This window comes from Coprococcus sp. BIOML-A2, assembly GCF_009875795.1.
Lineage (GTDB): Bacteria > Bacillota > Clostridia > Lachnospirales > Lachnospiraceae > Coprococcus > Coprococcus aceti.
Genome location: NZ_WWSI01000005.1, coordinates 47,198 through 71,850, shown reverse-complemented (window position 1 = coordinate 71,850; position 24,653 = coordinate 47,198). Strand labels below are relative to the sequence as shown.

Here is a 24,653-nt window from a genome sequence, read left to right as displayed (position 1 = left end):
TTTACCATCACTTAGAGAGAAAAATTATTATGGATTTGTTTTTTGAACAGCTCCCGGTCGTACTTGGAGCTCTTAATACAGGATTTATACAGACATTAAAATTGTTCTTCGTGACATTGCTCGGTGCATTTCCACTTGGACTTCTTATAGCACTCGGTTCCATGTCAAAGTTTAAACCACTCAGCTATCTTATGAAGTTCATCGTATGGATAGTGAGAGGTACACCACTTATGATACAGCTGCTCATCATATATTATTTCCCGGGACTTGTATTCCACAACCCGGTATGGGGCGGCGGCGAAGGCGGAAGATTTGTTGCGGCATCGGTGTCATTCATAGTGAACTATGCCTGCTATTTCTCAGAGATTTACCGTGGAGGTATTCAGGGTATTCCTGTAGGACAGGAGGAAGCCGGACTCGTGCTCGGCATGACTCCAAAGCAGATATTCTTCAAGGTCAAGCTTTTGCAGATGATAAAGAAGATAGTTCCGGCGATGTCCAACGAGATCATAACTCTGGTCAAGGATACTTCACTTGCCCGTATCATCGCACTTCAGGAGATCATCTGGGCAGGACAGGCATTCATGAAGGGTTCACAGGGAATTTCAGGTGCGATATGGCCACTATTCTTCTGCGCATTCTACTATCTGATATGGAATGGCGTACTCACAGTTTTACTTGGCAAATTAGAGAAGAAACTTGATTTCTTTAGATAGGAGGAGCCGGAAATGGCTATATTAGAGGTTGAACATATAAAAAAGAAGTTTGGCAAGACAGATGTGCTCAAGGATATAAGCTTTTCTCTGGAGCAGGGCGAGGTCCTTTCTATCATAGGATCATCAGGAAGTGGAAAGACAACACTTCTTCGCTGTCTGAACTTTCTGGAGATGCCGGACAATGGAGTTATCCGTGTAAATGATGAGATCCTGCTTGACACTGACAAGCCGGAGACACTCAAGGAGTCGGAGGTGCGCAAGAAGAGACTGCATTTTGGACTTGTGTTCCAGTCATTTAATCTCTTTCCACAGTACACTGCGCTTCAGAACGTAATGCTTGCAAGAGAGCTTCTTGCAAAGGAGAGACCGGATTTCAAAGTAAATAAGAAGAATATACTCGACGAGATAAGAGTCCAGGCAGAGGAACTTCTACGCCAGATGGGACTTGAGGACAGAATGAACAACTATCCTCACCAGCTTTCAGGCGGACAATGCCAGCGAGTTGCCATAGCAAGGGCGCTTGCGTTGCAGCCGGACATCCTGTGTTTCGATGAGCCTACATCGGCTCTTGATCCGGAGCTCACAGGAGAGGTGCTTAAGGTTCTCAGAAACCTTGCAGACAAAAAGACAACCATGATAATTGTTACCCATGAGATGGCATTTGCAAAGGATGTTGCAAGTCAGGTCATATTCATGGATGATGGATACATACTTGAGCAGGGAAGACCTGACCAGGTATTTGACAATCCGAAGATGGAGAGGACAAAACAGTTCCTTTCATCGTATTCATAAAGAATGTATATGATCCCGGAGTATCGACAGGAGTCGATATTTCGGGATTTTTTTATGGAGTTGATGACTATATCGCAAAGCCGTTTGATCTGGATGAGCTGCTTGTCAGGGTGGAATCCGTTCTTGGACGATGCGATAGAGACTGCAGACGTGGACGTGGCGGCACTCTGACATAGATTCGGACGATGAGATAGATGTGGATACGATATTCGACGCGTTCTGCCGTGGAAAGTCCAGACAGAAGGAGGGTGCAGGGCTGGGACTTTACATAGTAAGGTGCCTTGCAGACAAGCTGGGACATGAGGTGAGCGCGGAGGTTGCCGGCGAGGTATTTACTATAAATATATCTATGTCGACTGACCGAGATTAAAAATAACTTGGTCATGGCAATGTATTATGGCATGTGTATGAAAAATTAATACAGAAGCAGCAAAGACACTAAATGCCGCTTGCCCAATATCAGACGGGCAGGCAGAATTTGGTGTCTTTTTTGATGGAGGACAGAAGCATGCTAAAAACAATGGGACAATAAATCCGGCAATGCGTTCTACTTCATGTCACATGAAAACATATCAGCAATCCATTCCCATAGCCGTGGCTTTGGTGGCCTGCGTCTCCCCCCTGGGATGATGTGGTGGGGCATAGATGGATGAGAGCTTTAGTGGATTATTGCCGATGTTGATGATGTTGTGCCATGTGCCGGCTGGTATACATACGCATTCTCCTGCACAAAGATTCTGACGGAAGCACAGTTCGTTCGGGCAGCAGCCCATCCTGACTGAACACTGTCCCTGTTCGATCCTGATGATCTGATCGGTATTTTCATGAATTTCCAAACCTACATCGGAGCAGGCAGGTATACACATGACGGTCATCTGCATGAAACAGCCGGTCCATACGGTTTCGCGATAATTGTGGTTCTGTAAAGCTTTCTCCCGGATATCTATAGTGCATATGTTGTCATGACAGTCAGGTCTGTTCGGAGAACAATTATTGTAGCATTTCATAGGATAGCCCTTTCAGATTTAATAGTTGTTCTATTTATAGTATTCAAAAAGGTTAGAATATGACAAAAATTATACATTTTTATGTAGTCTGGAGGGAGAGCCACATATAGAAAATGCAAAAAGTGATAAAAAAATTGAAATTAGTATTGACTTTTTGTACATAAACAACTAATATAATATACATCAGATGGAAACGATTCCAGAAACGTTTCCGAAAAAACAAAGTAACCATTAAGTATCTCGTATAGGAGATGCCTGAAGGAAAAATTTTTATTATTTTATGGGAGGAACCAATATGAACAAGAAAGGTATTGCAGCACTTGGACTGTCACTTATGATGGCAGGTACCATGTTGACAGGATGTGGCTCAGGAGATTCAGATGGAGCAGGAAAGAAGGCAGATGCAAAGGGCTCTGTATATTATCTGAATTTCAAACCGGAGCAGGATGCACAGTGGCAGGAGCTTGCTAAGGTGTACACAGAAGAGACTGGCGTTGATGTGACGGTAGTTACAGCGGCTTCTGGTCAGTATGAGACTACTCTTAAGAGTGAGATGGGTAAGTCAGAATCACCTACCCTGTTCCAGGTAAATGGACCGGTTGGTCTTGCTTCCTGGAAGGACTATTGTTATGATCTTGGATCATCACAGGTGTATAAAGAACTCACTTCTGAGGACTTTGCACTTAAGGATGGCGATAAGGTCGCAGGAATCGGATATGTTATAGAGTCATACGGAATCATTTACAACAAAGAGCTTTTAAGCAAAGCTGGATACACAGAGGATGATATCAATTCATTTGCAGACCTCAAGAAGGTGGCAGAGGATATAACAGCCAATTCAGACAAATTAGGATTCTCAGCATTCACATCAGCTGGAATGGATGGCTCATCAGACTGGAGATTCAAGACACATCTTGCAAATCTTCCAATCTACTATGAATACAAGGCTGATGGAATCGATACTACAGATGCGATCAAGGGTACATATCTTGATAATTACAAAAATGTATGGGATCTGTACATCAACAACTCAACAACCGATCCAAAGCAGCTCAGCACAAAGACTGGTGATGACGCGGTTGCAGAGTTTGTTTCAGGACAGGCAGTATTTTATCAGAATGGTACATGGGCATACGCAGATGTATCATCACTTGGCGATGACAACCTCGGAATGCTCCCTATCTATATAGGAGCAGATGGTGAGGAGAATCAGGGACTCTGTACAGGAAGTGAGAATTACTGGTGTGTAAATGCTAAGGCTTCAGAGGAAGATATCCAGGCAACTCTTGACTTCATGGAGTGGTGTGCTACGAATGACACCGCACTTAAGGCAATCTGTGGTTCAAAGGGCGCTATGCCATCAGGAGCAGATGGAATGGGATTTGTAACACCATTCAAGAAGAACCTTGAGTCAACAAACCTTCTTGTAAACATCGCAAATGAGTATGTAGCAGAGGGCAAGACACCTGTAAGCTGGAACTTCACAACAATGCCATCAGAGCAGTGGAAGAACGACCTTGGATCAGCACTTACAACATATGCGGCAGATCAGACAGATGCCAACTGGGATCTTGTAAAGAGCGCATTTGTAGATGGATGGGCTAAAGAGGCTGCTGCAGCAAAGTCAAAATAAAACATATTAACAAATAAACAATAGTACACAACCCAAAAATAAAAAAACATCACAAAATAAAACCAACTTAAAATATGAATAAAGTTCTGCAAGCTGCAGGACACCAGGAAGGCTAACAGCTTTGCAAAGGCAGCTCATACCCAGAGGTGTCAGACTAGAGATGGATATGTATTCATATGCAAATATGTCTACATATCCATTTTTAGACTCAGAAGATATTGGAAAGAAAATTGATATGCAACAGAGTGGAGGTTATCAAAAAAATTATGGAGAAAACGATAAAAAGATATTGGCCGGTGTTTCTGATACCGACAATGGCTGCGTTTCTAATAGGATTTATCGTGCCATTTGCCGAGGGAATATATCTGTCCTTCTGTAAGTTCACGACCATAAGGGACGCTGAATTTGAAGGATTTCAGAATTATATAGACGCATTCAAGGACTCAACATTCCCGGATGCATTTAAGTTTACAACATTATTTGCGATTGTCACACTTGTGCTTATAAATGTTCTTGCATTTCTTGTGGCACTGGCACTTACACAGAAGATCAAAGGAACTAATATATTCAGAACGGTATTCTTTATGCCGAATCTTATAGGTGGTATCGTACTTGGATATGTATGGCAGCTTATATTCGATGCCATATTCTCAAAGTTTGATACAGCCCTGAAGCTCAATGAAGTCCTCGGTTTCTGGGGATTGGTTATACTGGTGTGCTGGCAGCAGATAGGATATATGATGATCGTTTATATTGCAGGACTTCAGGCAATTCCTGAAGACATTCAGGAAGCAGCCATGATTGATGGTGCAAATAGAACACAGAGACTTTTCAGGGTTACGATCCCGAACATGATGCCATCCATAACTATATGTACATTCCTCACAATAACCAACTCATTCAAACTGTTTGACCAGAACCTGGCACTCACAGGAGGCGAGCCACTCCATAAGACAGAGATGCTAGCGCTCAATATATATGAGACGTTTTATGGAAGAGTAGGATATGAGGGAGTAGGTCAGGCCAAGGCAGTCGTATTCTTCATACTGGTAGTAGCGATAGGACTCATACAGCTTAAGATTACAAGATCAAAGGAGGTGCAGCAGTAATGGCGAAGATACAGAAAACAGCAAATACAGCGGATAAAAAGCCTGTATACAGAGTGAAAGAAAAACCAACGTTGACGGGAATTCTGGCTACTTTATTCTTTACCATTATTTCCATAATATTTGTTTCACCGATAATAATCGTAATTATAAACTCGCTGAAAGCCAAGACGTTTATCAGTCTGGAGACATTTGAACTGCCAAATGAGCACAGCTACATAGGCTTGGACAATTATAAAACGGCTATAACACAGTATGATTTCATTAAGGCAGTGGGCTGGACAGTTGTGATAACGGTTCTCTCAGTAGTGGCAATTCTGCTGTTCTGCTCTATGACAGCTTGGTATATAACCAGAGTCAAGAATATAGCGACAAAGATCATATATCTGCTCTGCGTGTTCTCTATGGTAATACCTTTCCAGATGGTTATGTTTACTCTGGCTGGAACTGCGGATGCACTTCACCTTAATACTCCATGGGGAATCGTGATCGTGTATCTTGGATTTGGAACAGGTCTTGCAGTATTCATGTTCTGCGGATTTATCAAGTCCATTCCTTTGGAGGTCGAGGAGGCTGCGATGATAGATGGATGTACGCCGCTCAAGACATTTTTCAGGGTTGTTATCCCTATCATGAAACCTACTTACATATCTGTAGGAATACTTGAGGCTATGTGGATATGGAATGATTTCCTTCTGCCATATTTGGTACTCGACATCAAGAAATACAAGACGATATCTATAGTTGTCCAGTATATGAAGGGCAGCTACGGAAGAGTAGATATGGGAGCGATCATGGCGTGCCTTGTTATGGCTATCATTCCGGTTGTTGTATTCTACCTCTGTGCACAGAAGTACATCATCAAGGGTGTTGCAGCTGGTGCTGTAAAGGGATAGTAATATAATATTATTATAAAAAACAGGCGGTTGTGAGATTCGCAGCCGCCTGAAATTGGTTAAAAGGAGAGATTTCAGATGGAAAGATCAGCAGGAATACTGCTTGCTATATCAAGCCTCCCGTCAAAGTATGGAATTGGCAGCTTCTCAAAAGAGGCATATCGTTTCGTTGACTGGCTTAGGTCTGCACACCAGAGTTACTGGCAGATACTTCCCATGGGTCCCACCGGGTATGGGGATTCGCCGTATCAGTCATTTTCGACATTTGCTGGAAATCCATATTTTATAGATCTTGATACACTTGTGGATCAGGGACTGCTCACAGACCGCGAGTGCAGAGAGATAGACTGGGGCGACGATGGCAGATATGTGGATTATAGAACAATATATGAAGGAAGATATCCAATCCTGAGAAAATCATATGAGAGATGGAAAATGACTGACAGCATGGAGTTTTCCATGTTCATGGATGAGAACAAAGAGTGGATATATGATTATTCACTATTTATGGCTGTAAAGGATTCGCTTGGTGGAATTCCGTGGACAGAGTGGCCGCAGGATATAAGAAACAGGCAGCCTGATGCGGTGCAGCAGATGCAGATTAAGCTTGCGGATGAGATACATTTTCAGCAGTACATGCAGTATTTGTTTTATACTCAGTGGAATGCGCTAAAGAGCTATGCCAACAAGAACCATATAAGGATCATAGGAGATATCCCAATCTATGTAGCTATGGACAGCGCAGATGTATGGGCACACCCGGAGCTTTTCAGGCTTGATGAGGATAGGCGACCATACGAGGTTGCCGGATGCCCGCCTGATGGGTTTTCGGAGACCGGACAGCTGTGGGGAAACCCAATATATGACTGGGAGCTGAACAGGCAGACCGGTTACAGCTGGTGGATAGCCAGAATGAGACATAGCTATAAACTTTATGATGTAGTCCGGATTGATCATTTCAGAGGCTTTGATGAATATTATGCCATTCCATATGGTGAGGAAACAGCTGTGAATGGCAAGTGGAAAAAGGGCCCTGGGATGGATCTGTTCAGGAATATAGAAAAGGCTCTGGGTAAGAGAGATGTCATTGCCGAGGATCTTGGTTTTGTGACTGATTCGGTCAGAAAGCTTGTGCATGATTCCGGATTTCCGGGAATGAAGGTTGTGGAGTTTGCCTTTGATGTGAGAGACACCGGGGCGGCATCTGATTATCTTCCACATAATTACATACGAAATTGTGTTGTATATACGGGAACCCATGACAATGAGACCCTTATTGGCTGGTGGAGCAGTATAGATCAGAGATCCAGAGACATGGCAAGGGATTATATGGCAGCTCATTATACACCGGACCGTCTGATCAATGTCCCATTTATCACGCTTGCTATGAGAAGTATTGCAGATCTTTGTATTATACCGATGCAGGATTATTTGGGGCTAGACAATAAATCGAGGATGAATAAGCCATCCACAGTTGGCGATAACTGGAGGTGGCGCATGATATCCGACGATACGGATGATGATCTTGCAGAGGAAATAGGCAGACTTACACTGATGACCGGGAGAAGCAAGATGTGAAAAAGTACTCTCTAAAAATATTTACCGGGAAATGATAAGTAGAGTATTTTCTTGACCTCCACATATTGGGATAATATAATTATTGGGAATAAAAGAGAAAAGTGGGATACAGCTTATGACAATAAAGGATATTGCACGTATATCAGGTTATGGTATCGGAACCGTGTCCAGGGTGATCAACAATCAGACCGGAGTCAGCGATGCAGCCAGAGAGAAGATACTCAGGGTTATAGAGGAAAACGGCTTTGAGCCGAACGTCAACGCAAAGCTCCTCAAAATGTCAGCGAAATCGGCGGTGGTTGTCATCATAAAAGGAAACCAGAATATGTTGTTTGCGGATATAGTAGAGCGGATACAGAACCTGCTTGCTGGATATGATGAGGATGTCATAGTGGAGTACATAGACGAGGATGGTGACGAGATCGAGTATGCCATCAAACTCACTCATAGCGTGAATCCGAAGGGAATCATGTTTTTGGGTGCCAATCTTGCACTTTTTGATGAGCGTGTGAAAGAGTTTGAGATTCCGGGAGTCATAATCACGACCGGCGGAGAGATTCTTGCAAATGACAACATATCCTCCATAACGATAGATGACACGGCAGCGACATACGATATGACAAGGTATCTTCTTGAAAAAGGCCACAGGCGCATCGGAGTCATAGGAGGGCAGGTGTCCGAGAAACAGATAAGTTTCAATAGATATGAAGGCTGCAAGAGGGCTATAGATGAGTGGCAGCATGATGACCGGGCGGAGTTTACATATATTCCGTGCAGGTATTCTATGAAGGCAGGTTATGAGGCCACGAAGCGTCTCTTGGAGGAACAGCCGGAGGTTACAGCAATCATGGCTCTCAGTGATACGATAGCGATCGGCGTCATGAGAGCGGCTGCTGATCTGGGCAAACATATTCCGGAGGAGCTGTCAGTTACTGGATTTGATGGAATAGAGCTGGCAGGATACTGTGTACCAAGACTTACAACAATAAAACAGAATAAAGAGATCATGGCATCGAGAAGTGTTGACATCATGCTCAAGCATATAAATTATGCAGCAGCTGGTGAACATGAGATAGTGCCATATTCCCTGATAGAGGGAGAAAGCGTTAAGAGCATCGGCTAGGATTCAGGGAAAATCTTTTTAATTAAGTTTGAATTCGTCTTATACTGGTATATTATATATCAGTATAGGGCGATTTTTTTATGAGATAAAAGTTCGGTAAGGCTCTGAGATTCGTATAGCGTATTTATCACAGTTTGGAGATGAGAAGATGGATCAGAATATAGAATCGGAAATATTAGAAAAACACAAACTATGTAAAGTGCTTAAGGTGTTTAAGATTGTTTCTTTTATAGGAATATTTGCGCCATTTGTTGCGTTTATGGTGGTATCTAGAAATGGCTATGAATTAGACTCTGCTTGGCTGCTGATTCCGGCTTTGTTTGTAGGCGGATTTTTCCTGTTCTCATATATGGAGACAAATAAACTTAAAGACCTCAAGGAACTCATGGGACAGTATGTTGTACGGAGTGTCCTTGGAGAGCGCTTTCATGTGATTGAATACATGCCAAATGGATATACAAATGAGGCATTTTTACATAATTGTCCGATTCTTCCTTCATTTAATAATATGGATGGTTCTGACTTTATACATGGAATATACAGGGGAGTAGAATTTACATTCAGTGATCTCACACTCAGAACGGAAACAAAGGGTTCACCGGACGGCGAGTTTCCTGGCGATAATGTTGTCAATTTTAAAGGTCAGCTCATAACGGCTACTTCCCATAAGAATGTTAATGGTTTTGTACATATCCAGGAGAGAATTAGTCGAAGAATGAAAAATGAAAAGAAAAGTGGCATATTATCAAGTGTATTGAGTTCTGGGGATTCATGTAACAGTTTTATGACGGGCAACGCGTCATTTGATAACAGGTTCGATATATATGCCTCTGACAGCCAGCTTGCTTTGAGGGTATTGACGCCACAGCTTATGCAGGGACTTATGGGACTTGAAGGATTTATGGAGATACAGATCGCTGGCAATATGGTGGCAGTAGCGATAAAGAATGACAGAGATTTATTTGAACTTAGTAACAATGGCAGGGATAATGGTGACATGGAGGAGTATCGTCAGAAATTTAGGGATGAACTTTCCGATATTTTGAAAGTTATTGATGTCTTTGGTATGAATACAGATCTTTTTCAGTAGTTGGTTAAATGATAGAATGTTTATATACAGTGAGAATGTGTTAAATGTAGGAAATAACCGGAAAGATCATAGGATACGATACCCTGACCGGCAGGACAAAATTGCCGGGATATGCACAACCCACAGTGGAATACATCGATCCATACAGCGGTGAGCCGGATTCTTATATGGTAAATCAGGAGATAAACAGAAAGAAACATCCTATCGGTAGCGAGTATAAACTTTTATACTCTAGGGAAAAGAGAACGGCCTATGAGAAGAAGTCAAACAAGGTGTACAGGGAGATGGAGGTTTGCTTTTTCGGACTGGCTGCCGATTACTAATAAATATATTGTAAACCATGCTGGTCCTATGCTAATATAGATATGTTTGCGAAAATGACAAATTTTTATCACTTCAGGAGGAAAACAATGGGTGGATTTTTTGGAGTAGCGGCAAAAGATGACTGTGTGTTTGATCTGTTCTTTGGAATAGACTATCATTCACATCTTGGAACAAGACGCGGAGGCATGACAGTGTATGGAGATAAGGGATTTGACAGATCCATACACAATATCGAGAATGCTCCATTTAGAACAAAGTTCGACAAAGATATGCAGAACATGAAGGGCTATTTTGGAATAGGATGTATATCCGATTATGAGCCACAGCCACTCATAGTGCGTTCACATCACGGAACATATGCTCTGACAACTGTCAGCAAGATCAACAATGTTGACGAGATATCCAAGGAGATATTTGATCAGGGACATTCACATTTCCTTGAGATGAGCGGAGGGGATATCAACAGCACAGAGCTTGTGGCAGCCCTCATCAACCAGAAGGATAATCTGATAGATGGAATAAGATATGCGCTGGAGAAGATAGACGGTTCTCTGTCACTCCTGCTCATGAACCAGAATGGAATATATGCAGCCAGGGATATGCATGGAAGAACTCCTGTGGTCATAGGCAAGAAGGATGGTGCATTCTGTGCGTCATTTGAGAACTTTGCCTACAAGAACCTTGGCTATCATGACTATAAAGAACTCGGCCCTGGTGAGGTTGTCGTACTCACACCGTCCAACTGCGTGACGCTTGTGCAGCCGGGCAAGGACATGAAGATATGTACATTCCTGTGGGTATACTATGGTTACCCTGCAAGTTCATACGAGGGTATGAGCGTAGAGCAGATGAGATACAACTGCGGAGCCAGCATGGCAAAGAGAGATAACGTTAAGCCTGATATCGTAGCCGGAGTTCCGGATTCAGGAACAGCGCATGCAGTCGGCTATGCAAATGAGTCTGGAATACCTTTCTCAAGACCATTTATCAAGTACACACCGACATGGCCACGTTCATTTATGCCGACCATACAGAGCCAGCGTAATCTCATAGCCAAGATGAAGCTTCTGGCAGTTGAGGATCTTATAAAGGATAAGAGCCTTCTGCTCATAGACGATTCCATCGTGCGTGGAACACAGCTCAGAGAGACAACCGAGTATCTGTTTGACAGCGGTGCCAAGGAAGTGCACATCAGACCTGCATGTCCACCACTTGTATACGGATGTAAATACCTTAACTTCTCAAGATCATCATCAGAGATGGATCTTATAACAAGAAGAGTTATCGAGAGACTTGAGAACGGAAATGTGACAGATGAGGTACTTCAGGAGTACACAGATCCTGATTCAGAGAAGTATGAGAAGATGGTTGATGAGATCTGCAAGGAGCTGCATTTCACATCACTCAGATTCAACAGACTTGACGATATGCTTGAGGCGTGCGGAGTTGAGAAGTGCAAGCTCTGTACATACTGCTGGGATGGCAAGGAGTAAGCTGCGGATGACGGCGATGCCATATGCAGCAGACAGTAGCATATATAAAAATAGCTTATTTGTAATACTAAGAAAAATGGTGACAGGGATATGGCATTAGAAAACTCAAAAGAAACTTCAAATGAAATCACAATAGAAGAGATACAGGAACTGGATAAGGATTCATATCTGATAGTTGACATCAGGGATGAAGTTGAGATATCCCACGGAGCAATCCCGGGTGCGATGGCAGTCCAGACGGACAAGCTGATGCCGGAGAATCTGGCGGAGACAGCCAGTGAGATATTCCCGGTTGAGAAATATATGCCCGGGGACAACTCAAAGGGAAAGAAACTCATAATCTGCTGCACCCACGGAACCAACAGCATTCCGCTGGCGGAGAGACTTACGGAGCTGGGATACGATGCGGTGAGCCTCAAAGGCGGATATATATCATGGCTGCTCTACACCATGGGCAAGCAGGAACAGACTGATATATGTGCCGACGTTGAGAAGAGCCTCCGCAAGAAGTTCCACAAGAAGATATGGTGCAACTTCACAAAGGCCATCAACAGATATGAGCTGGTGAAGGAGGGCGACAGGATAGCCGTATGTATATCGGGCGGCAAGGATTCCTTCCTCATGGCAAAGTGTTTTCAGGAGCTGAAAAGGCACAACAAGTTCCCATTTGAGCTCAAGTTCATAGTTATGGATCCGGGTTACAGCCCGGCAAACCGCAAGGTCATAGAGGATAATGCCAGGATGCTGAACATCCCTATCCAGATATTTGAGTCTGATATATTTGATTCAGTGTATAACGTAGAGAAGTCGCCGTGTTATCTCTGTGCAAGAATGAGACGAGGCCATCTGTACAGCTATGCGAAGGAGCTTGGCTGTAACAAGATAGCTCTTGGACACCACTACGATGATGTCATAGAGACCATACTCATGGGTATGCTCTATGGAGCGCAGATGCAGACCATGATGCCGAAGCTCCACAGCACCAATTTTGAGGGAATGGAACTAATCAGACCTCTCTATATGGTGAGAGAGGACGACATCAAGGCGTGGAGAGATTACAACGAGCTTCATTTCATACAGTGCGCATGTAAGTTCACTGACACATGCACAACATGTAACAATGAGGAGACGAAGTCCAAGCGTCAGGAGATCAAGCAGCTTATAGCGACACTCAAGAAGACAAATCCGTTTGTGGAGGGCAACATATTCAAGAGTGTGGAGAATGTCAATATCGATACCCTTATAGAGTACAAGCAGGGAGGCGTGAGACACAGCTTTCTTGATACCTACGATGAGAAGAGCGGTAAGACAGAATAGATAAAAACAGCATTTGAGAGCCGTTATTTACATTTGGCAGATGTAAGTGACGGCTTTTAATGTTATTTTCATAAAAGCATGGCAATATATATCTGTTCAGCGATCGTGCAGCGATATACTGTAGTGGCCAACAGATGAAAATGACAGGGAGGATGGATGTATGCGTGTACTTGTAGTTGAGGATGAGAAGGATCTGAACAGCATAATATGCAGTAAGCTGGTCAAAGAGGGCTATAATGTGGATGCCTGTTATGACGGACAGGCGGCACTTGATTATATGGAAGCGGAGAATTACGACGGGGCGATCATGGATATAATGATCCCGAACAAGGACGGAATAACAGTCCTGCGCGAGATGAGAAATGCGGGGATACAGGTTCCTGTGCTTTTCCTCACGGCCAAGACGGAGACACAGGATATAGTCAGGGGACTGGATGCCGGAGCCAGCGATTATATGACAAAGCCATTTGAGTTCTTGGAGCTTATGGCAAGACTCAGGGTCATGCTGAGAACCCAGAATCCGGTAAATGAGAATGTGATAACCTGTGGTTCACTGGTGGTCGACATGAACAACAGACAGGCGATCAGGGATGGAAAGGTAATTGATCTCACGGTCAGGGAGTATGCTATCCTTGAGTACCTAGCCAGAAACAGAAATGTGGTAGTAACTAGGGAACAGATACGGGTGAACATCTGGAACATAGATGACGAAGTCAATTCAAATGTGATAGATGTGTATATCCGTTATCTGAGAAGGAAGATAGACGATAATTATGAGGAGAAGCTGATCCATACTATAAGAGGTGTCGGCTATAAACTGGAATGTTAAAGAGAAAAATATCATTTGTAACATACACTATTATAATTACAGCGCTTATTCTGGTGGTGGGTATATCTTGTCTGCTGGTCATCCAGAACAATCTTATGAAGGATGATATGAACCTGATGGCTTATAAGAAGCTGACACAGGAGGTAGCCCAGATCAGACGATACATAGTGTATGATTCACAGAAGAAGCCACATATAGATGATGGATTTTACGACCGTGAAGACGATCCGGACAGTAATGAGCAGATATATGTGTTCCTTCAGGGAAATGACGGCGAGATCCTTGACGGCGAGGTGCCTGAGGAATATGCGGATAATCCGGATATAAGCATAAGAGATCTTATGCATATAGATGCAGGGAAGGTCAAGTATTTTGCGGTCGTCAGGCAGGGAAGAACAGACAAAGAGCCGCTGAAGAAGACTTCTAAATACAAGATCTGTGTCATGGTATCCGTCAGGGATATAGAGAGCAATTACAGTGAACTGTTATATAAATCATACTGTGTTATTGGAATCGTGCTGATAGCATTTGTGATATATGCATTTGCTTTGAGGAAACTGGTAGCAGTTCCAATGGGAAGCCTGAACCGTTCGATAGATAAGAGCGTGGACAATCTTGATTTTACAGAGAATCTGGAGTATGACGGTCCGTTCAAAGAGCTTGATATGCTGACCGATGCGAATAACAACCTGTACAGAAAAGTCCATCAGGAGCTTGAGAGACAGGCTGAGTTCAATGCAAATGTATCCCATGAGCTGAGAACACCTGTAGCAGTCATGCATGCCCAGTGTCAGCTTTCCAGGGAGATCGCGGAGAAGAATGGCGATGAGGAGATGCTTGAGAGCATAGAGGTATTCGAGAGACAGACCTCACGTATGAAGGGGCTCATAGAACAGCTTCTTCAGATGTCGGTCATGGACAATGAAAACGCAGTCATAGCGGTTGAGGATGTAGATCTGCTGGATGTGGTGGAGTCTGTGTGCGATGATGTGGAGTACATCTGTAAGAAGAATCTTAAGTTTACCTACGACCTGAAGCCGACGATGGTCAAAGCGAATATGAACCATATAGTTATCGTCGTGAACAATCTGATGTCAAATGCGGTGAAGTACAGCAATGATGGAGGTAATATCCATGTGTCCTGCGGTGTGAAAAATGACAGCTATTTTATCTCGGTCAGGGATGAGGGCCGGGGAATGGATAAGAGCACAAAGGAAAAGATATTTGAGAGTTTTTACAGAGGTGAGCCGGATAGAAGTGCGGAGGGTTTTGGCCTGGGGTTGTCACAGGTAATGCAGATCGCCAGATATTACGGCGGAATCGTGGATGTTGACAGTGAGCCCGGAAAAGGAAGCCTGTTTACATTTAAAATCCCGGTAAATGCAGAATAATGTCTGTGGATTTTAATATATATTAATTTTTTTAATGAAAGATTAATTTTAAATGTGTATAATTTAAAATCAGTGTTTTATTGAAAATAGGAGATATATTTATGAAAGAACGAAAGAGAATAGTACATTTACTGATCGGCCCATTGTTATTCGGGCTGTTTACGGCACTTTTGCCACACGGAGTATTCACGACATTTGAGTCAAGAGCAGCGATAGGAACCATCATGTGGATGGCGTACTGGTGGGTAACAGGCCCGGTGGACTATGCGGTAACTGCATTCCTCCCGATAGCCTTAAATGCGATATTTCAGATGACTGACATGTCGGCGGTCATTTCCAACTACGCAGACGAGACGATACTGCTTCTTCTGGGAGCTTCCATCATAAGCGTGATGTGGGAGAATACCGGGCTTGACAAGAGGATAGCCATTACATTCCTGAGACTTATCGGCAGCAGTTTGAGGATACAGCTTGTGTTCTGGTTTGTGTTGTCTGCAGTTCTGTCAGCGGTGCTTCCAAATGCAGTGGTATGTGCGACGATCACACCTATAGCGATCGCCATGCTCAAGTATATAGGAATGGACGACATCAAGACAAACAAGACTGCATCAAAGATACTTCTCACGATAGCATATGCAACCGGACTCGGTGGTCTGGCATCGCCGCTCGGAGGTGCGATGAATCTTGTGACGGTCGAATATATACAGCAGATAACAGGCGAGGAGTACATGTACTCTTCGTGGGTCGTGAGATTCCTGCCTATCATGCTCATACTTGTGCTTGTAAATATCCTGTTCATGATCCGTGATGTGAAGAAGACAGAGATGCTTGGCGGTTCAAGGGAATACTTTGTAGCAAAATACAAGGAGCTTCCTCCTATGAGCTACGAGGAGAAGATAGCACTTGTGTTATTTGTTCTTGCCACGGTGCTTGCATTTACCAGACAGCTCTACCAGAGCATACTTCCGGGACTCAAGCCGGCGTATGTATTTATCATATGCGCCATAGTATCATTCCTTCTCACCAACAAGAACGGAGAGCGTATTATGGTGTGGAAGAATGTTCAGGGTAAGATCATCTGGGGACTTATGTATATATTTGCCGGTGGACTTGCCGCCGGAACACTCATCAACAAATCCGGTGCTGCAGAGGCACTTGGTGAGTGTATATCAAAGCTTGATATGAAGGGCGGATTTATCACAGTGTTCGTGATACTTGCCGTTACACTTCTCATGTCGGATGTGACATCCAACACAGCCACGGCTGCGGTAGCCATGCCGCTGGTAATATCCATCACACAGGGCTGCGGACTCAATCCGATACCGTACATATATGTGGCATCTGTGGGAGTCAACCTGTCATACATGCTTCCGACATCCATCAGGGCGATACCGGTTGGATACGGCCTGTCGCCAAAGTATATGTTCAAAGAGGGCTGGAAGATAACTCTGCTGGTTCTGGCGGTCATGTCAGTAGCATGTGCGCTGCTGTTAAAATACTGGCCGGCGTTTAGCAGTGTATAAATAATTTTTACTTGTAGAAGAGGGAGAGGACATGTCAGTAGTAACTTATACATTTATAGTTTTTTTATTGTGTACAATAGTGCTATACTACATAGTTCCAAAGAAGATACAGTGGGTGATACTGCTCCTTGCGAGTCTTGTGTTCTACGGATATGCCGGGATAGAGTACTTGTTTCTGGTCATTGCCACGGCTGTTGTCGTGTATCTGTTCTCACTGAGGCTGCAGAAGAGTCTGGACGAGCAGGAGGAGCTGGCAAAGGATGCGGACAGAAGAACCGCACGAAAGATCAAGGCTGCTGAGAAGGCGAAGAGAAAGAAGTTCCTTGTGTGGGCACTTGTCATAGTTATCGGTGTTCTGGCGGTGTTCAAGGCATTTGGCTTTGTGCTCGACAATATAAAGAGATTCATACCATACGACGGATTGCAGAGCATTCCTGACTGGAATCTCATAGCACCTTTGGGAATATCATTTTACTCATTCATGATGATCTCATATCTCGTGGATCTGTATAACGGACGAATATCAGCGCAGAAGAATTTCTTCAGATACCTGTCATATGTGCTTTATTTCCCACATGTTACCCAGGGACCTATAGCCAGATATGAGGAAGTAGGATATCAGCTCTGGGAGGAGCACAGCTTCAATATGGACACTATCATGAGAGGTGTCTGGCTCATGCTTTGGGGATTTGTGAAGAAGATCGTTATAGCTGACAGGATAGGAGCTTTTACAAAAGAGATATTTGGGCATACATTTGATTATCATGGCGGAATATTCCTGGCAGTGGGAATCGCATATTCCATCCAGATATACTGCGATTTCTCAGGATGTATGGACATAGTAAGGGGCACTTCAGAGTGCTTCGGCATCGTTCTGGGAGAGAACTTCAGAAGACCATACTTTTCACAGACACTTCCTGAGTTCTGGAGAAGATGGCATTTGTCACTGGGTGCATTCTTCAGAGAATATGTATTCTACCCGGTGTCAACATCAAAGCTGTTCCTCAAGCTCAATGTCAAGATAAGAGATCACCTAGGAAATGTGATAGGAAAGGTATTTGCAGCGAGCATACCTATCCTGTGTGTGTGGGTGCTGACCGGTCTCTGGCACGGCGCAAAGTGGAATTATATAGCATGGGGCTTGTATCACGGAGTGCTGATATGCATGTCGACACTTTTTGAGGAACCGCTGGCAAAGCTTACAAAGGCGCTCAGGATAAAGACTGACTGCATAAGCTGGGAGATATTCAGAATGCTCAGAACATTCATCCTCTGTGTCATCGGACGTCTTATATTTATGGGACAGGGAATCCGAAGCTCGATCTGGATGATCCGTTCCATGGTTTTTGATCACTCAAGGGTGTATAATATTGTGGATGAATTTTCACTTTCAGGAAGAGAGTGGAGAGTTTTGATATTTGGATGCCTTCTCCTTCTTGCTGTGTCTATCGCGCAGGAGATCATGGAGAGAAGAGGCAGCACAGGCGATGTCAGAGAATGGCTTGCAAAGCAGAACATAGTATTCAAATGGCTGGTCATGGCAGCAGGTCTGGCATTCATTGCCATATGCGGAGTATACGGCTCTGGTGCGGGCGCATCATTTATATATGAACAGTTCTAATGAGAAGGGAGAAAGATATGCCAGCGTGGATAAAATATACAATATCAGTATTTTCGATATGTACAGTGCTTTTCCTTGGCTTGAACAAGGCGGGAGAACTGGCGAGACCACAGGATTTTGACTCTGATGTGTGGACAAACTACTATGCGGAGGAGGATAACACCATCAATACGGTGCTCATCGGCTCCAGCTCGATGTACAGATACTGGATACCGACTCAGGCGTATGAGGAGCAGGGGTACACATCGATGCTCATAGGTACTGCGGCTCAGGATATAAGACTTGCGCCGTATCTCATGGAAGAGGCTGCAAAGACCCAGGATCTGGATTTGTTTGTGGTTGAGGTCAGAAGTATTATCATACGAGGCGATGTCACAAAGATAAAGGATGAGCATTACAATTATCGTATGGAGGTCATGACATCGGGCATGAGACCATCATCGACGAAGTTTGAGATGATACAGAAGTATTACAGAGCGGATGAGAAGTCAAAGTTCGAGCTCATGTTCCCTATTCTGAAGTATCACGATAATCTGCTGACATTTGACAGACAGGTGCTTATAGACAGACTCAATCAGGGAACGGACGAGTTCAAGACAGGTAGGCAGAGGTCGAAGATCACGAAGATCAAGGAGCCTGTGTTCGAGTCTGACGGACAGCTTCATCTGTCGGATGAGACACTCGGATATATCGATGACATAGAGGCAAAGGCAGAGGAGCTCGGAGTGAAGGTCCTGCTGGTTGCAACACCTTACTATCCATCAAAGGGCCAGGCGTCCAAGCAGCTTCAGCTTGACGAGTACATAGCCTCAAAGGGATATGATTATCTGAATATGAACAATGTTCTTGATGAACTGAATCTGGATTATTCAACAGATTTCTACAACAGCAAGCATGTAAATATTGCGGGTGCCAAGAAGGTTACCACATATCTTGCACAATATATAGAGGACAATTACGGCCTGCAGAGTAAGCTTACAGATGAGCAGAAGCAGAGCTGGACTGATGCCTGTGATGCCTGGGCAGATGAGGAAAGCAGTCTCATGGCAGAATGGGAGAAGTACAAGAAGGAGAACGAATAATGTATAAGCAGACGGTATTACATTATATTCAGGAGTATGCCCAGACGCAGCCGGACACTCTGGCGGTGTGTGAGCTAAGAAAGACAGTCACATACGCAGAGTATTGGAGCAATATAAGAAAGACTGCACACGCTTTGCAGGATATGGGCATACGCAAGGGCGATCATGTAATGATCAGATGCACACAGAACATAGATTATCTGACAGTGTTCACTGCACTGCAGTACATGCAGGTGCTTGTCGTGCCGATAGAGAAATCCACATCCGCAGAGAGGGCAGTTGAGATAGGCCAGAGAGTTGACGCGGCATGTCTCATATCAGACAAGCCTGTGGATGGAATAAAGTGTATAAGCCAGAAGGAAATAATAACCAGGATGAAGGATGAGAGCGAGGCAGAGCTTGAGCTTCCGGGTGAGGAGGACAGATCGATGCTGCTCTTCACAACGGGAACTACTGGATCTTCAAAGGGCGTTGTCATGCACCACAGAGGTGATGTGGGAATAGCTGGCAATGTCATCGAGGGAACAGCCATGAAGAAGGGCAATGTGGAGATAATACCAATGCCTCTCAACCATTCATTTGGAATAAGAAGATACCAGTCAGACATGGTAAATGGCGGCACAGTATGTCTGATGGACGGAATGGTATTTATCGGAACGCTGTGGAAGCTCATAGAGAAATACGGAGTGACATCCATGGCGATATCACCGGCATCACTCGGAATGATATTCCATTTGTCGGATGACAGGATCGCGGATTATGCAGATCAGCTTGATTATATACAGATAGGCTCAGCACCTCTTGCCGAGTCAGACAAGGAGAAGCTGCTCAGATTGCTTCCACATACAAGACTGTATAATTTCTATGGTTCATCTGAAGCCGGATGCGCATGCATACTGGAGTTCAGTGGCAATGGCAACAAGACAGGATGTATAGGAAGACCTACCGTGAACTCGGTCGTAAGATTCTCTGACGACGAGGGTAACGTGGTTACAAATGGCAGCCCGGAGTCACCGGCACTTCTGTCCTGGGGCGGTTCTATAGTCATGGAAGGCTATTACAATGACCCCGAACTCACTGCTGAGACCATTGTGGATGGATATGTTAGGACAAAGGATCTGGCATATCTGGATGAGGATGGCGACTGCATACTTGTAGGCAGGGCCGATGATGTGATAAACTATGGTGGAAGCAAGATATCTCCTGCAGAGATAGAAGACCTTGCACTTGGATATGAGCATATAGATGATGTGGCTTACACTTCAATCAAAGACCCGATCACTGGAGAGCTTCCGGTCATACTGGTCGTGCAGAAGGATGGCTATGAGGAAGCTGATTTTGAAAGCTTTCTTGCTGACAGACTTGAGAGCTACAAGCTTCCAAGAAAGTATATCTATGTTGAAAGTATACCAAAGACGTTCAAGGGTTCAGTTCTGCGAAAGGAAGTAAGAAAGCTTGCAGAGCAGAACGTATAGATGGTTTGCAGAGAAGATCATACAAAGGAGAATTGAACAATGAAAGAATTTATTGAGATGCTCAAGAAGATCAAGCCAAATGTTGATTTTGAAAATGAGGAGGCACTCGTTGACGACGGAATCCTGGAGTCACTCGATATCATCTCTATCATTTCAGAGATAGCAGATAAGTACGGAGTTGTCATCCCAAGTGATGAGATCATACCTGATAACTTCAACTCAGCAATCGCTCTCTATGAGCTTGTGGAGGATCTGAAGTAGGATCTGAAACATGATCTGAAAGTGGAATCAGATATATCTGGAATAAAAACCTGTGTATATGTTATATACACAGGTTTTTTAAAATGCACAGATGTTCATATAAATAAATTTTTAAAAGAATAGCATTTTACTGTTGACATATAATTAAATACATGTTTAAATGTTCATAGATTCAATGAGAACAATGAAAAGGAGATAACTATTATGAAGAAGTATAAGATTGAAGTTGATTGTGCAAACTGTGCAGCAAAGATGGAGGAGGCTACAAAGAAGGTAGCAGGTGTTAAGGATGCAACAGTGGCATTCATGGCACAGAAGATGAGCGTTGAGTTCGACGACGGAGCTGACGAGGCTGAGGTTATGAAGAATGTACTTAAGGCTTGTAAGAAGGTTGAGCCTGACTGCGAGATCTTTATGTAACCAAAGGCGGTTATGCATGTGCATGATGACTGCCGGATTATGGTATAGCAGGTTGTTTAGTCACGGCTAACTGTGAAAGATCTGTGCTCTATCAGATAGGAGGATGTTATGACAAAGAAACAGAAAAAAGTGCTCAGAAGAATTATAATATCGGCGGTTCTTCTGGTTGCCATGGCTGTCACATTTACGGTGCTTGACAAGACCGGGATGGTGGATCTTGAGAATCCGTCAGTTATGTGGCGATGCATAGAGATCGTGGCTTACCTGATTCCATATCTCGTCATAGGTTACGATATACTTAAAAAGGCATTTCTCGGAATCATACACGGAGAGGTATTTGACGAGAATTTCCTTATGGCTATAGCTACGGTTGGCGCCATGGTGCTCGGTGAGTACAAGGAGGCATCAGCGGTTATGCTGTTCTACCAGATAGGCGAGCTGTTCCAGAGCTACGCCGTAGGCAAGAGCAGGAAGAATATCACAGCACTCATGGATATCCGTCCGGATTATGCCAACATAGAGAAGGATGGCAAGCTGGAACAGGTTGATCCGGATGACGTTCAGATCGGAACAGTCATAGTTGTACAGCCGGGCGAGAAGGTGCCTATCGATGGTAAGGTTGTGGAGGGCTCATCCTCACTCAACACAAGTGCCCTCACAGGTGAGAGCGTACCTAGAGAGGTTCATGTCGGCGATGAGATCATCAGTGGATGTGTCAACCTCACAGGACTTATCAAGATCGAGACATCCAAGGAATTTGGAGAGTCAACTGTATCAAAGATCCTTGATCTCGTTGAGAACTCAAGCATGAAGAAGTCCAGATCAGAGAACTTCATCACAAGATTTGCAAAGTATTATACACCGGCTGTATGTATAGCAGCACTTGCGCTTGCAGTGCTTCCGCCATTGGTAAACATTATCATGGGTAATCCTGCAGCATGGTCCAAGTGGATCATCAGAGCACTGACAACACTTGTTATAAGCTGTCCATGTGCACTGGTAATATCCATTCCACTGAGCTTCTTTGGAGGAATCGGCGGAGCTTCGGCAAAGGGTATTCTGGTCAAGGGTTCCAACTATCTTGAGGCTCTCTCATACACAAAGTATGTCGTGTGCGATAAGACAGGAACACTCACAAAGGGTGTGTTCCAGGTTACAGAGATACATCCTGAGGGAGGAATGAGCGAAGCTGATCTTCTTGAAAAGGCAGCGCTGGTCGAGAGCTATTCCAACCATCCTATCAGCAAGAGCCTGAAGGAGGCATATGGCAAGGAAATCGACAACAACAGGGTCACAGACGCAAAGGAGATCAGCGGACACGGTGTGTCAGCGGTTGTTGATGGTCATGAGGTTGCCGCAGGAAATGTCAAGCTCATGAAGCAGATGAACATACAGGCAGCGGTTCCTACATCGGTTGGAACAGAGATACATGTTGCCGTGGATGGAAAGTATGCAGGATATATTCTCATATCAGATGTTGTCAAGCCAAATGCAAAGGAGGCTATAAGTGGTCTCAAGGCAGCAGGCGTGGAGAAGGTAGTCATGCTCACAGGTGATGCGAAGAAGGTTGCAGATGCAGTCGGAAGCGAGCTTGGCGTGGATGAGGTGAGAAGTGAACTTCTCCCTGGAGACAAGGTGGATGAGGTCGAGAAGCTCATCGCAGCCAAGGGAGAGAAGGAGAAGCTTGCATTTGTCGGAGATGGAATCAATGACGCCCCTGTACTTTCGAGAGCAGATATAGGAATCGCCATGGGAGCCCTTGGTTCCGATGCAGCTATCGAAGCTGCGGATATCGTCCTCATGGATGATGATCCTGCAAAGATAGCGACAGCCATGAAGATATCCAAGAAGACACTCAGGATCGTACACCAGAACATAGTATTTGCACTTGTGATCAAGTTTGCATGCCTTGCACTGGGCGCAGTTGGATTTGTCAACATGTGGTGGGCAATATTCGCAGATGTAGGAGTTATGATCCTTGCGGTATTAAATGCGACAAGAGCACTGAGCTTCAAAGAATAGGAGGAGACCGCATGGGAGAGATACATTTGCCGCATTGTCACTGCGACAATGAGAACAAGATCATAAAATGCATGCCGTCTGTGGAAGATTGCAGCAGCATGGCAGATATATTCAAACAGCTCAGCGATGGCACAAGGCTAAGGATACTCTGGATGCTGTGCCACCTCGAGGAATGTGTCAGCAACATAGCGGCGGCCATGGAGATGAGTGATCCGGCCGTATCGCACCACCTGAAGCAGCTCAAGGGCAGCGGCCTGATCGTGAGCCGCAGAGAGGGCAAGGAGGTATATTACAAGCTGGCAGACACGGAGACAGCCAGACTTGTACACAAGGTGTGTGAGGAGATGTTCCAGATAACCTGCCCGCTTGAACAATAGAATAATATGACAGATAAATCCCCGCCGGTACCGAACAGATCAGTGCCGGCGGGGATTTTTTGCGTGGACAAGGAGATGAAGATATTATTATTTTAGGGTTTAGAGTAAAAAGTTGTTGACACACATCTGTACATAGTGTATATATAACATATAAACAGTTGAGAACAGTTTAAGGAGGTGTACATATGAGACTTTCTCAGAACTCAGGAGTGCCTATATATCAGCAGATAGCAGACAGCTTCAAGTCGGACATTCTGGCGGGCAAATATGCCCAGGGCGAATATCTGCCGTCTATCAGGGGGCTGGCACGGGATCTGAAGATAAGTGTTATCACCACCATGAAAGCTTATGAGCTGCTGGAGCAGGAAGGGCTGGTCACGGCTGAACAGGGCAAGGGCTTTTATGTGAATGCACAGGACAGTGAGATGCTGATAGAGCAGCATCTTCGAAAGGTAGAGGCATCTTTGACGGAGGCCATAGCTGCGGCACGTATTGCGGGGTTGTCGGACGATGAACTAAAGAATATGCTTGATGCCTTGCTTATGGTACAGGACTGACGATTTGACAGGCAGAGAAC

Annotated in this window: 24 protein-coding genes; 23 read left to right on the top strand and 1 reads right to left on the bottom strand. The window is 44.4% G+C overall.

What is annotated here, in order from left to right:
• The first annotated feature begins 29 nt into the window (after nt 1–29).
• The 3 genes from GT575_RS11015 (at nt 30) to GT575_RS11005 (ending at nt 1,878) form a co-directional block, all read left to right on the top strand.
• Nucleotides 30–716: an amino acid ABC transporter permease gene (locus tag GT575_RS11015; protein ID WP_004850185.1), complete on the top strand. Its 687-nt coding sequence runs from the start codon at nt 30–32 to the stop codon at nt 714–716.
• 12 nt (nt 717–728) lie between these two features.
• Complete coding sequence (locus GT575_RS11010) at nt 729–1,508, top strand: amino acid ABC transporter ATP-binding protein (RefSeq protein WP_004850188.1); 780 nt, start codon at nt 729–731, stop codon at nt 1,506–1,508.
• A gap of 196 nt (nt 1,509–1,704) precedes the next feature.
• A complete protein-coding gene (locus tag GT575_RS11005; RefSeq protein WP_161172015.1) occupies nt 1,705–1,878 on the top strand; it encodes an ATP-binding protein in 174 nt (57 codons plus the stop codon).
• Between the two features lie 202 nt (nt 1,879–2,080).
• On the opposite strand, the gene GT575_RS11000 is transcribed toward GT575_RS11005, so the two are convergent.
• On the bottom strand, nt 2,081–2,515 hold the full coding sequence (locus tag GT575_RS11000) for a cupin domain-containing protein (protein WP_242859160.1): 435 nt from the start codon (nt 2,513–2,515) through the stop codon (nt 2,081–2,083).
• 295 nt (nt 2,516–2,810) lie between these two features.
• Between GT575_RS11000 and GT575_RS10995 the strand changes: the two genes are divergently transcribed.
• The 20 genes from GT575_RS10995 to GT575_RS10900 all read left to right on the top strand — a co-directional run bounded on the left by GT575_RS10995 (nt 2,811) and on the right by GT575_RS10900 (nt 24,633).
• Entirely contained in the window at nt 2,811–4,148 is a 1,338-nt protein-coding gene (locus GT575_RS10995) for an ABC transporter substrate-binding protein (RefSeq protein WP_161172014.1), read from the top strand.
• A gap of 266 nt (nt 4,149–4,414) precedes the next feature.
• Nucleotides 4,415–5,257: a carbohydrate ABC transporter permease gene (locus GT575_RS10990; protein ID WP_161172013.1), complete on the top strand. Its 843-nt coding sequence runs from the start codon at nt 4,415–4,417 to the stop codon at nt 5,255–5,257.
• Nucleotides 5,257–6,150 (top strand): carbohydrate ABC transporter permease, encoded by an 894-nt coding sequence (locus GT575_RS10985; protein WP_117550678.1) that lies wholly within the window; start codon nt 5,257–5,259, stop codon nt 6,148–6,150. The genes GT575_RS10990 and GT575_RS10985 overlap by 1 nt, the downstream gene beginning before the upstream one ends.
• Nucleotides 6,151–6,228: 78 nt before the next feature.
• Nucleotides 6,229–7,728 (top strand): 4-alpha-glucanotransferase, encoded by a 1,500-nt coding sequence (malQ, locus tag GT575_RS10980; RefSeq protein WP_117874578.1) that lies wholly within the window; start codon nt 6,229–6,231, stop codon nt 7,726–7,728.
• Nucleotides 7,729–7,843: 115 nt separating this feature from the next.
• Nucleotides 7,844–8,851, top strand: a complete 1,008-nt coding sequence (locus tag GT575_RS10975; RefSeq protein ID WP_243147883.1) for a LacI family DNA-binding transcriptional regulator — start codon at nt 7,844–7,846, stop codon at nt 8,849–8,851.
• Nucleotides 8,852–8,999: 148 nt separating this feature from the next.
• A complete protein-coding gene (locus tag GT575_RS10970) occupies nt 9,000–9,941 on the top strand; it encodes a DUF3137 domain-containing protein (RefSeq protein ID WP_161172011.1) in 942 nt (313 codons plus the stop codon).
• Nucleotides 9,942–10,066: 125 nt separating this feature from the next.
• On the top strand, nt 10,067–10,264 hold the full coding sequence (locus GT575_RS10965) for a hypothetical protein (RefSeq protein ID WP_161172010.1): 198 nt from the start codon (nt 10,067–10,069) through the stop codon (nt 10,262–10,264).
• A gap of 87 nt (nt 10,265–10,351) precedes the next feature.
• Nucleotides 10,352–11,758, top strand: a complete 1,407-nt coding sequence (locus GT575_RS10960) for an amidophosphoribosyltransferase (RefSeq protein WP_015533815.1) — start codon at nt 10,352–10,354, stop codon at nt 11,756–11,758.
• A gap of 90 nt (nt 11,759–11,848) precedes the next feature.
• The gene (locus GT575_RS10955) at nt 11,849–13,075 is read left to right on the top strand and encodes an ATP-binding protein (RefSeq protein ID WP_118649698.1); all 1,227 of its coding nucleotides are present in this window, start codon (nt 11,849–11,851) and stop codon (nt 13,073–13,075) included.
• A 160-nt stretch (nt 13,076–13,235) separates the two neighbouring features.
• Nucleotides 13,236–13,904, top strand: a complete 669-nt coding sequence (locus tag GT575_RS10950) for a response regulator transcription factor (RefSeq protein WP_161172009.1) — start codon at nt 13,236–13,238, stop codon at nt 13,902–13,904.
• The gene (locus GT575_RS10945) at nt 13,898–15,295 is read left to right on the top strand and encodes a sensor histidine kinase (protein ID WP_161172008.1); all 1,398 of its coding nucleotides are present in this window, start codon (nt 13,898–13,900) and stop codon (nt 15,293–15,295) included. The genes GT575_RS10950 and GT575_RS10945 overlap by 7 nt, the downstream gene beginning before the upstream one ends.
• A gap of 101 nt (nt 15,296–15,396) precedes the next feature.
• Complete coding sequence (locus GT575_RS10940) at nt 15,397–16,818, top strand: SLC13 family permease (protein WP_015533820.1); 1,422 nt, start codon at nt 15,397–15,399, stop codon at nt 16,816–16,818.
• 31 nt (nt 16,819–16,849) lie between these two features.
• Nucleotides 16,850–18,439 (top strand): MBOAT family O-acyltransferase, encoded by a 1,590-nt coding sequence (locus GT575_RS10935; protein ID WP_161172007.1) that lies wholly within the window; start codon nt 16,850–16,852, stop codon nt 18,437–18,439.
• Between the two features lie 17 nt (nt 18,440–18,456).
• The gene (locus GT575_RS10930) at nt 18,457–19,521 is read left to right on the top strand and encodes a hypothetical protein (RefSeq protein WP_022216669.1); all 1,065 of its coding nucleotides are present in this window, start codon (nt 18,457–18,459) and stop codon (nt 19,519–19,521) included.
• Nucleotides 19,521–20,996, top strand: coding sequence for a class I adenylate-forming enzyme family protein (locus GT575_RS10925; protein WP_161172006.1), 1,476 nt, complete (start codon nt 19,521–19,523; stop codon nt 20,994–20,996). Before GT575_RS10930 ends, GT575_RS10925 begins: the two co-directional genes overlap by 1 nt.
• Nucleotides 20,997–21,035: 39 nt before the next feature.
• Nucleotides 21,036–21,257 carry a phosphopantetheine attachment site gene (locus GT575_RS10920; protein WP_015533823.1) on the top strand — a complete coding sequence of 74 codons (222 nt, stop codon included), beginning with the start codon at nt 21,036–21,038 and terminating at the stop codon, nt 21,255–21,257.
• 201 nt (nt 21,258–21,458) lie between these two features.
• Nucleotides 21,459–21,677: a cation transporter gene (locus tag GT575_RS10915; protein ID WP_055146474.1), complete on the top strand. Its 219-nt coding sequence runs from the start codon at nt 21,459–21,461 to the stop codon at nt 21,675–21,677.
• 108 nt (nt 21,678–21,785) lie between these two features.
• Nucleotides 21,786–23,699: a heavy metal translocating P-type ATPase gene (locus GT575_RS10910; RefSeq protein ID WP_161172005.1), complete on the top strand. Its 1,914-nt coding sequence runs from the start codon at nt 21,786–21,788 to the stop codon at nt 23,697–23,699.
• A gap of 11 nt (nt 23,700–23,710) precedes the next feature.
• Nucleotides 23,711–24,076 (top strand): ArsR/SmtB family transcription factor, encoded by a 366-nt coding sequence (locus GT575_RS10905; protein WP_022216672.1) that lies wholly within the window; start codon nt 23,711–23,713, stop codon nt 24,074–24,076.
• A gap of 185 nt (nt 24,077–24,261) precedes the next feature.
• Nucleotides 24,262–24,633, top strand: coding sequence for a GntR family transcriptional regulator (locus GT575_RS10900; RefSeq protein WP_022058324.1), 372 nt, complete (start codon nt 24,262–24,264; stop codon nt 24,631–24,633).
• The last annotated feature ends 20 nt before the right edge of the window (nt 24,634–24,653 follow it).

Bases quoted from the DNA above. Each gene is read 5' to 3' on its own strand.
- GT575_RS11015 (WP_004850185.1), top strand. From the start codon at position 30: ATGGATTTGTTTTTTGAACAGCTCCCGGTCGTACTTGGAGCTCTTAAT.
- GT575_RS11010 (WP_004850188.1), top strand. From the start codon at position 729: ATGGCTATATTAGAGGTTGAACATATAAAAAAGAAGTTTGGCAAGACA.
- GT575_RS11000 (WP_242859160.1), bottom strand. From the start codon at position 2,515: ATGAAATGCTACAATAATTGTTCTCCGAACAGACCTGACTGTCATGAC.
- GT575_RS10995 (WP_161172014.1), top strand. From the start codon at position 2,811: ATGAACAAGAAAGGTATTGCAGCACTTGGACTGTCACTTATGATGGCA.
- GT575_RS10990 (WP_161172013.1), top strand. From the start codon at position 4,415: ATGGAGAAAACGATAAAAAGATATTGGCCGGTGTTTCTGATACCGACA.
- GT575_RS10985 (WP_117550678.1), top strand. From the start codon at position 5,257: ATGGCGAAGATACAGAAAACAGCAAATACAGCGGATAAAAAGCCTGTA.
- malQ (WP_117874578.1), top strand. From the start codon at position 6,229: ATGGAAAGATCAGCAGGAATACTGCTTGCTATATCAAGCCTCCCGTCA.
- GT575_RS10975 (WP_243147883.1), top strand. From the start codon at position 7,844: ATGACAATAAAGGATATTGCACGTATATCAGGTTATGGTATCGGAACC.
- GT575_RS10970 (WP_161172011.1), top strand. From the start codon at position 9,000: ATGGATCAGAATATAGAATCGGAAATATTAGAAAAACACAAACTATGT.
- GT575_RS10960 (WP_015533815.1), top strand. From the start codon at position 10,352: ATGGGTGGATTTTTTGGAGTAGCGGCAAAAGATGACTGTGTGTTTGAT.
- GT575_RS10955 (WP_118649698.1), top strand. From the start codon at position 11,849: ATGGCATTAGAAAACTCAAAAGAAACTTCAAATGAAATCACAATAGAA.
- GT575_RS10950 (WP_161172009.1), top strand. From the start codon at position 13,236: ATGCGTGTACTTGTAGTTGAGGATGAGAAGGATCTGAACAGCATAATA.
- GT575_RS10945 (WP_161172008.1), top strand. From the start codon at position 13,898: ATGTTAAAGAGAAAAATATCATTTGTAACATACACTATTATAATTACA.
- GT575_RS10940 (WP_015533820.1), top strand. From the start codon at position 15,397: ATGAAAGAACGAAAGAGAATAGTACATTTACTGATCGGCCCATTGTTA.
- GT575_RS10935 (WP_161172007.1), top strand. From the start codon at position 16,850: ATGTCAGTAGTAACTTATACATTTATAGTTTTTTTATTGTGTACAATA.
- GT575_RS10930 (WP_022216669.1), top strand. From the start codon at position 18,457: ATGCCAGCGTGGATAAAATATACAATATCAGTATTTTCGATATGTACA.
- GT575_RS10925 (WP_161172006.1), top strand. From the start codon at position 19,521: ATGTATAAGCAGACGGTATTACATTATATTCAGGAGTATGCCCAGACG.
- GT575_RS10920 (WP_015533823.1), top strand. From the start codon at position 21,036: ATGAAAGAATTTATTGAGATGCTCAAGAAGATCAAGCCAAATGTTGAT.
- GT575_RS10910 (WP_161172005.1), top strand. From the start codon at position 21,786: ATGACAAAGAAACAGAAAAAAGTGCTCAGAAGAATTATAATATCGGCG.
- GT575_RS10905 (WP_022216672.1), top strand. From the start codon at position 23,711: ATGGGAGAGATACATTTGCCGCATTGTCACTGCGACAATGAGAACAAG.
- GT575_RS10900 (WP_022058324.1), top strand. From the start codon at position 24,262: ATGAGACTTTCTCAGAACTCAGGAGTGCCTATATATCAGCAGATAGCA.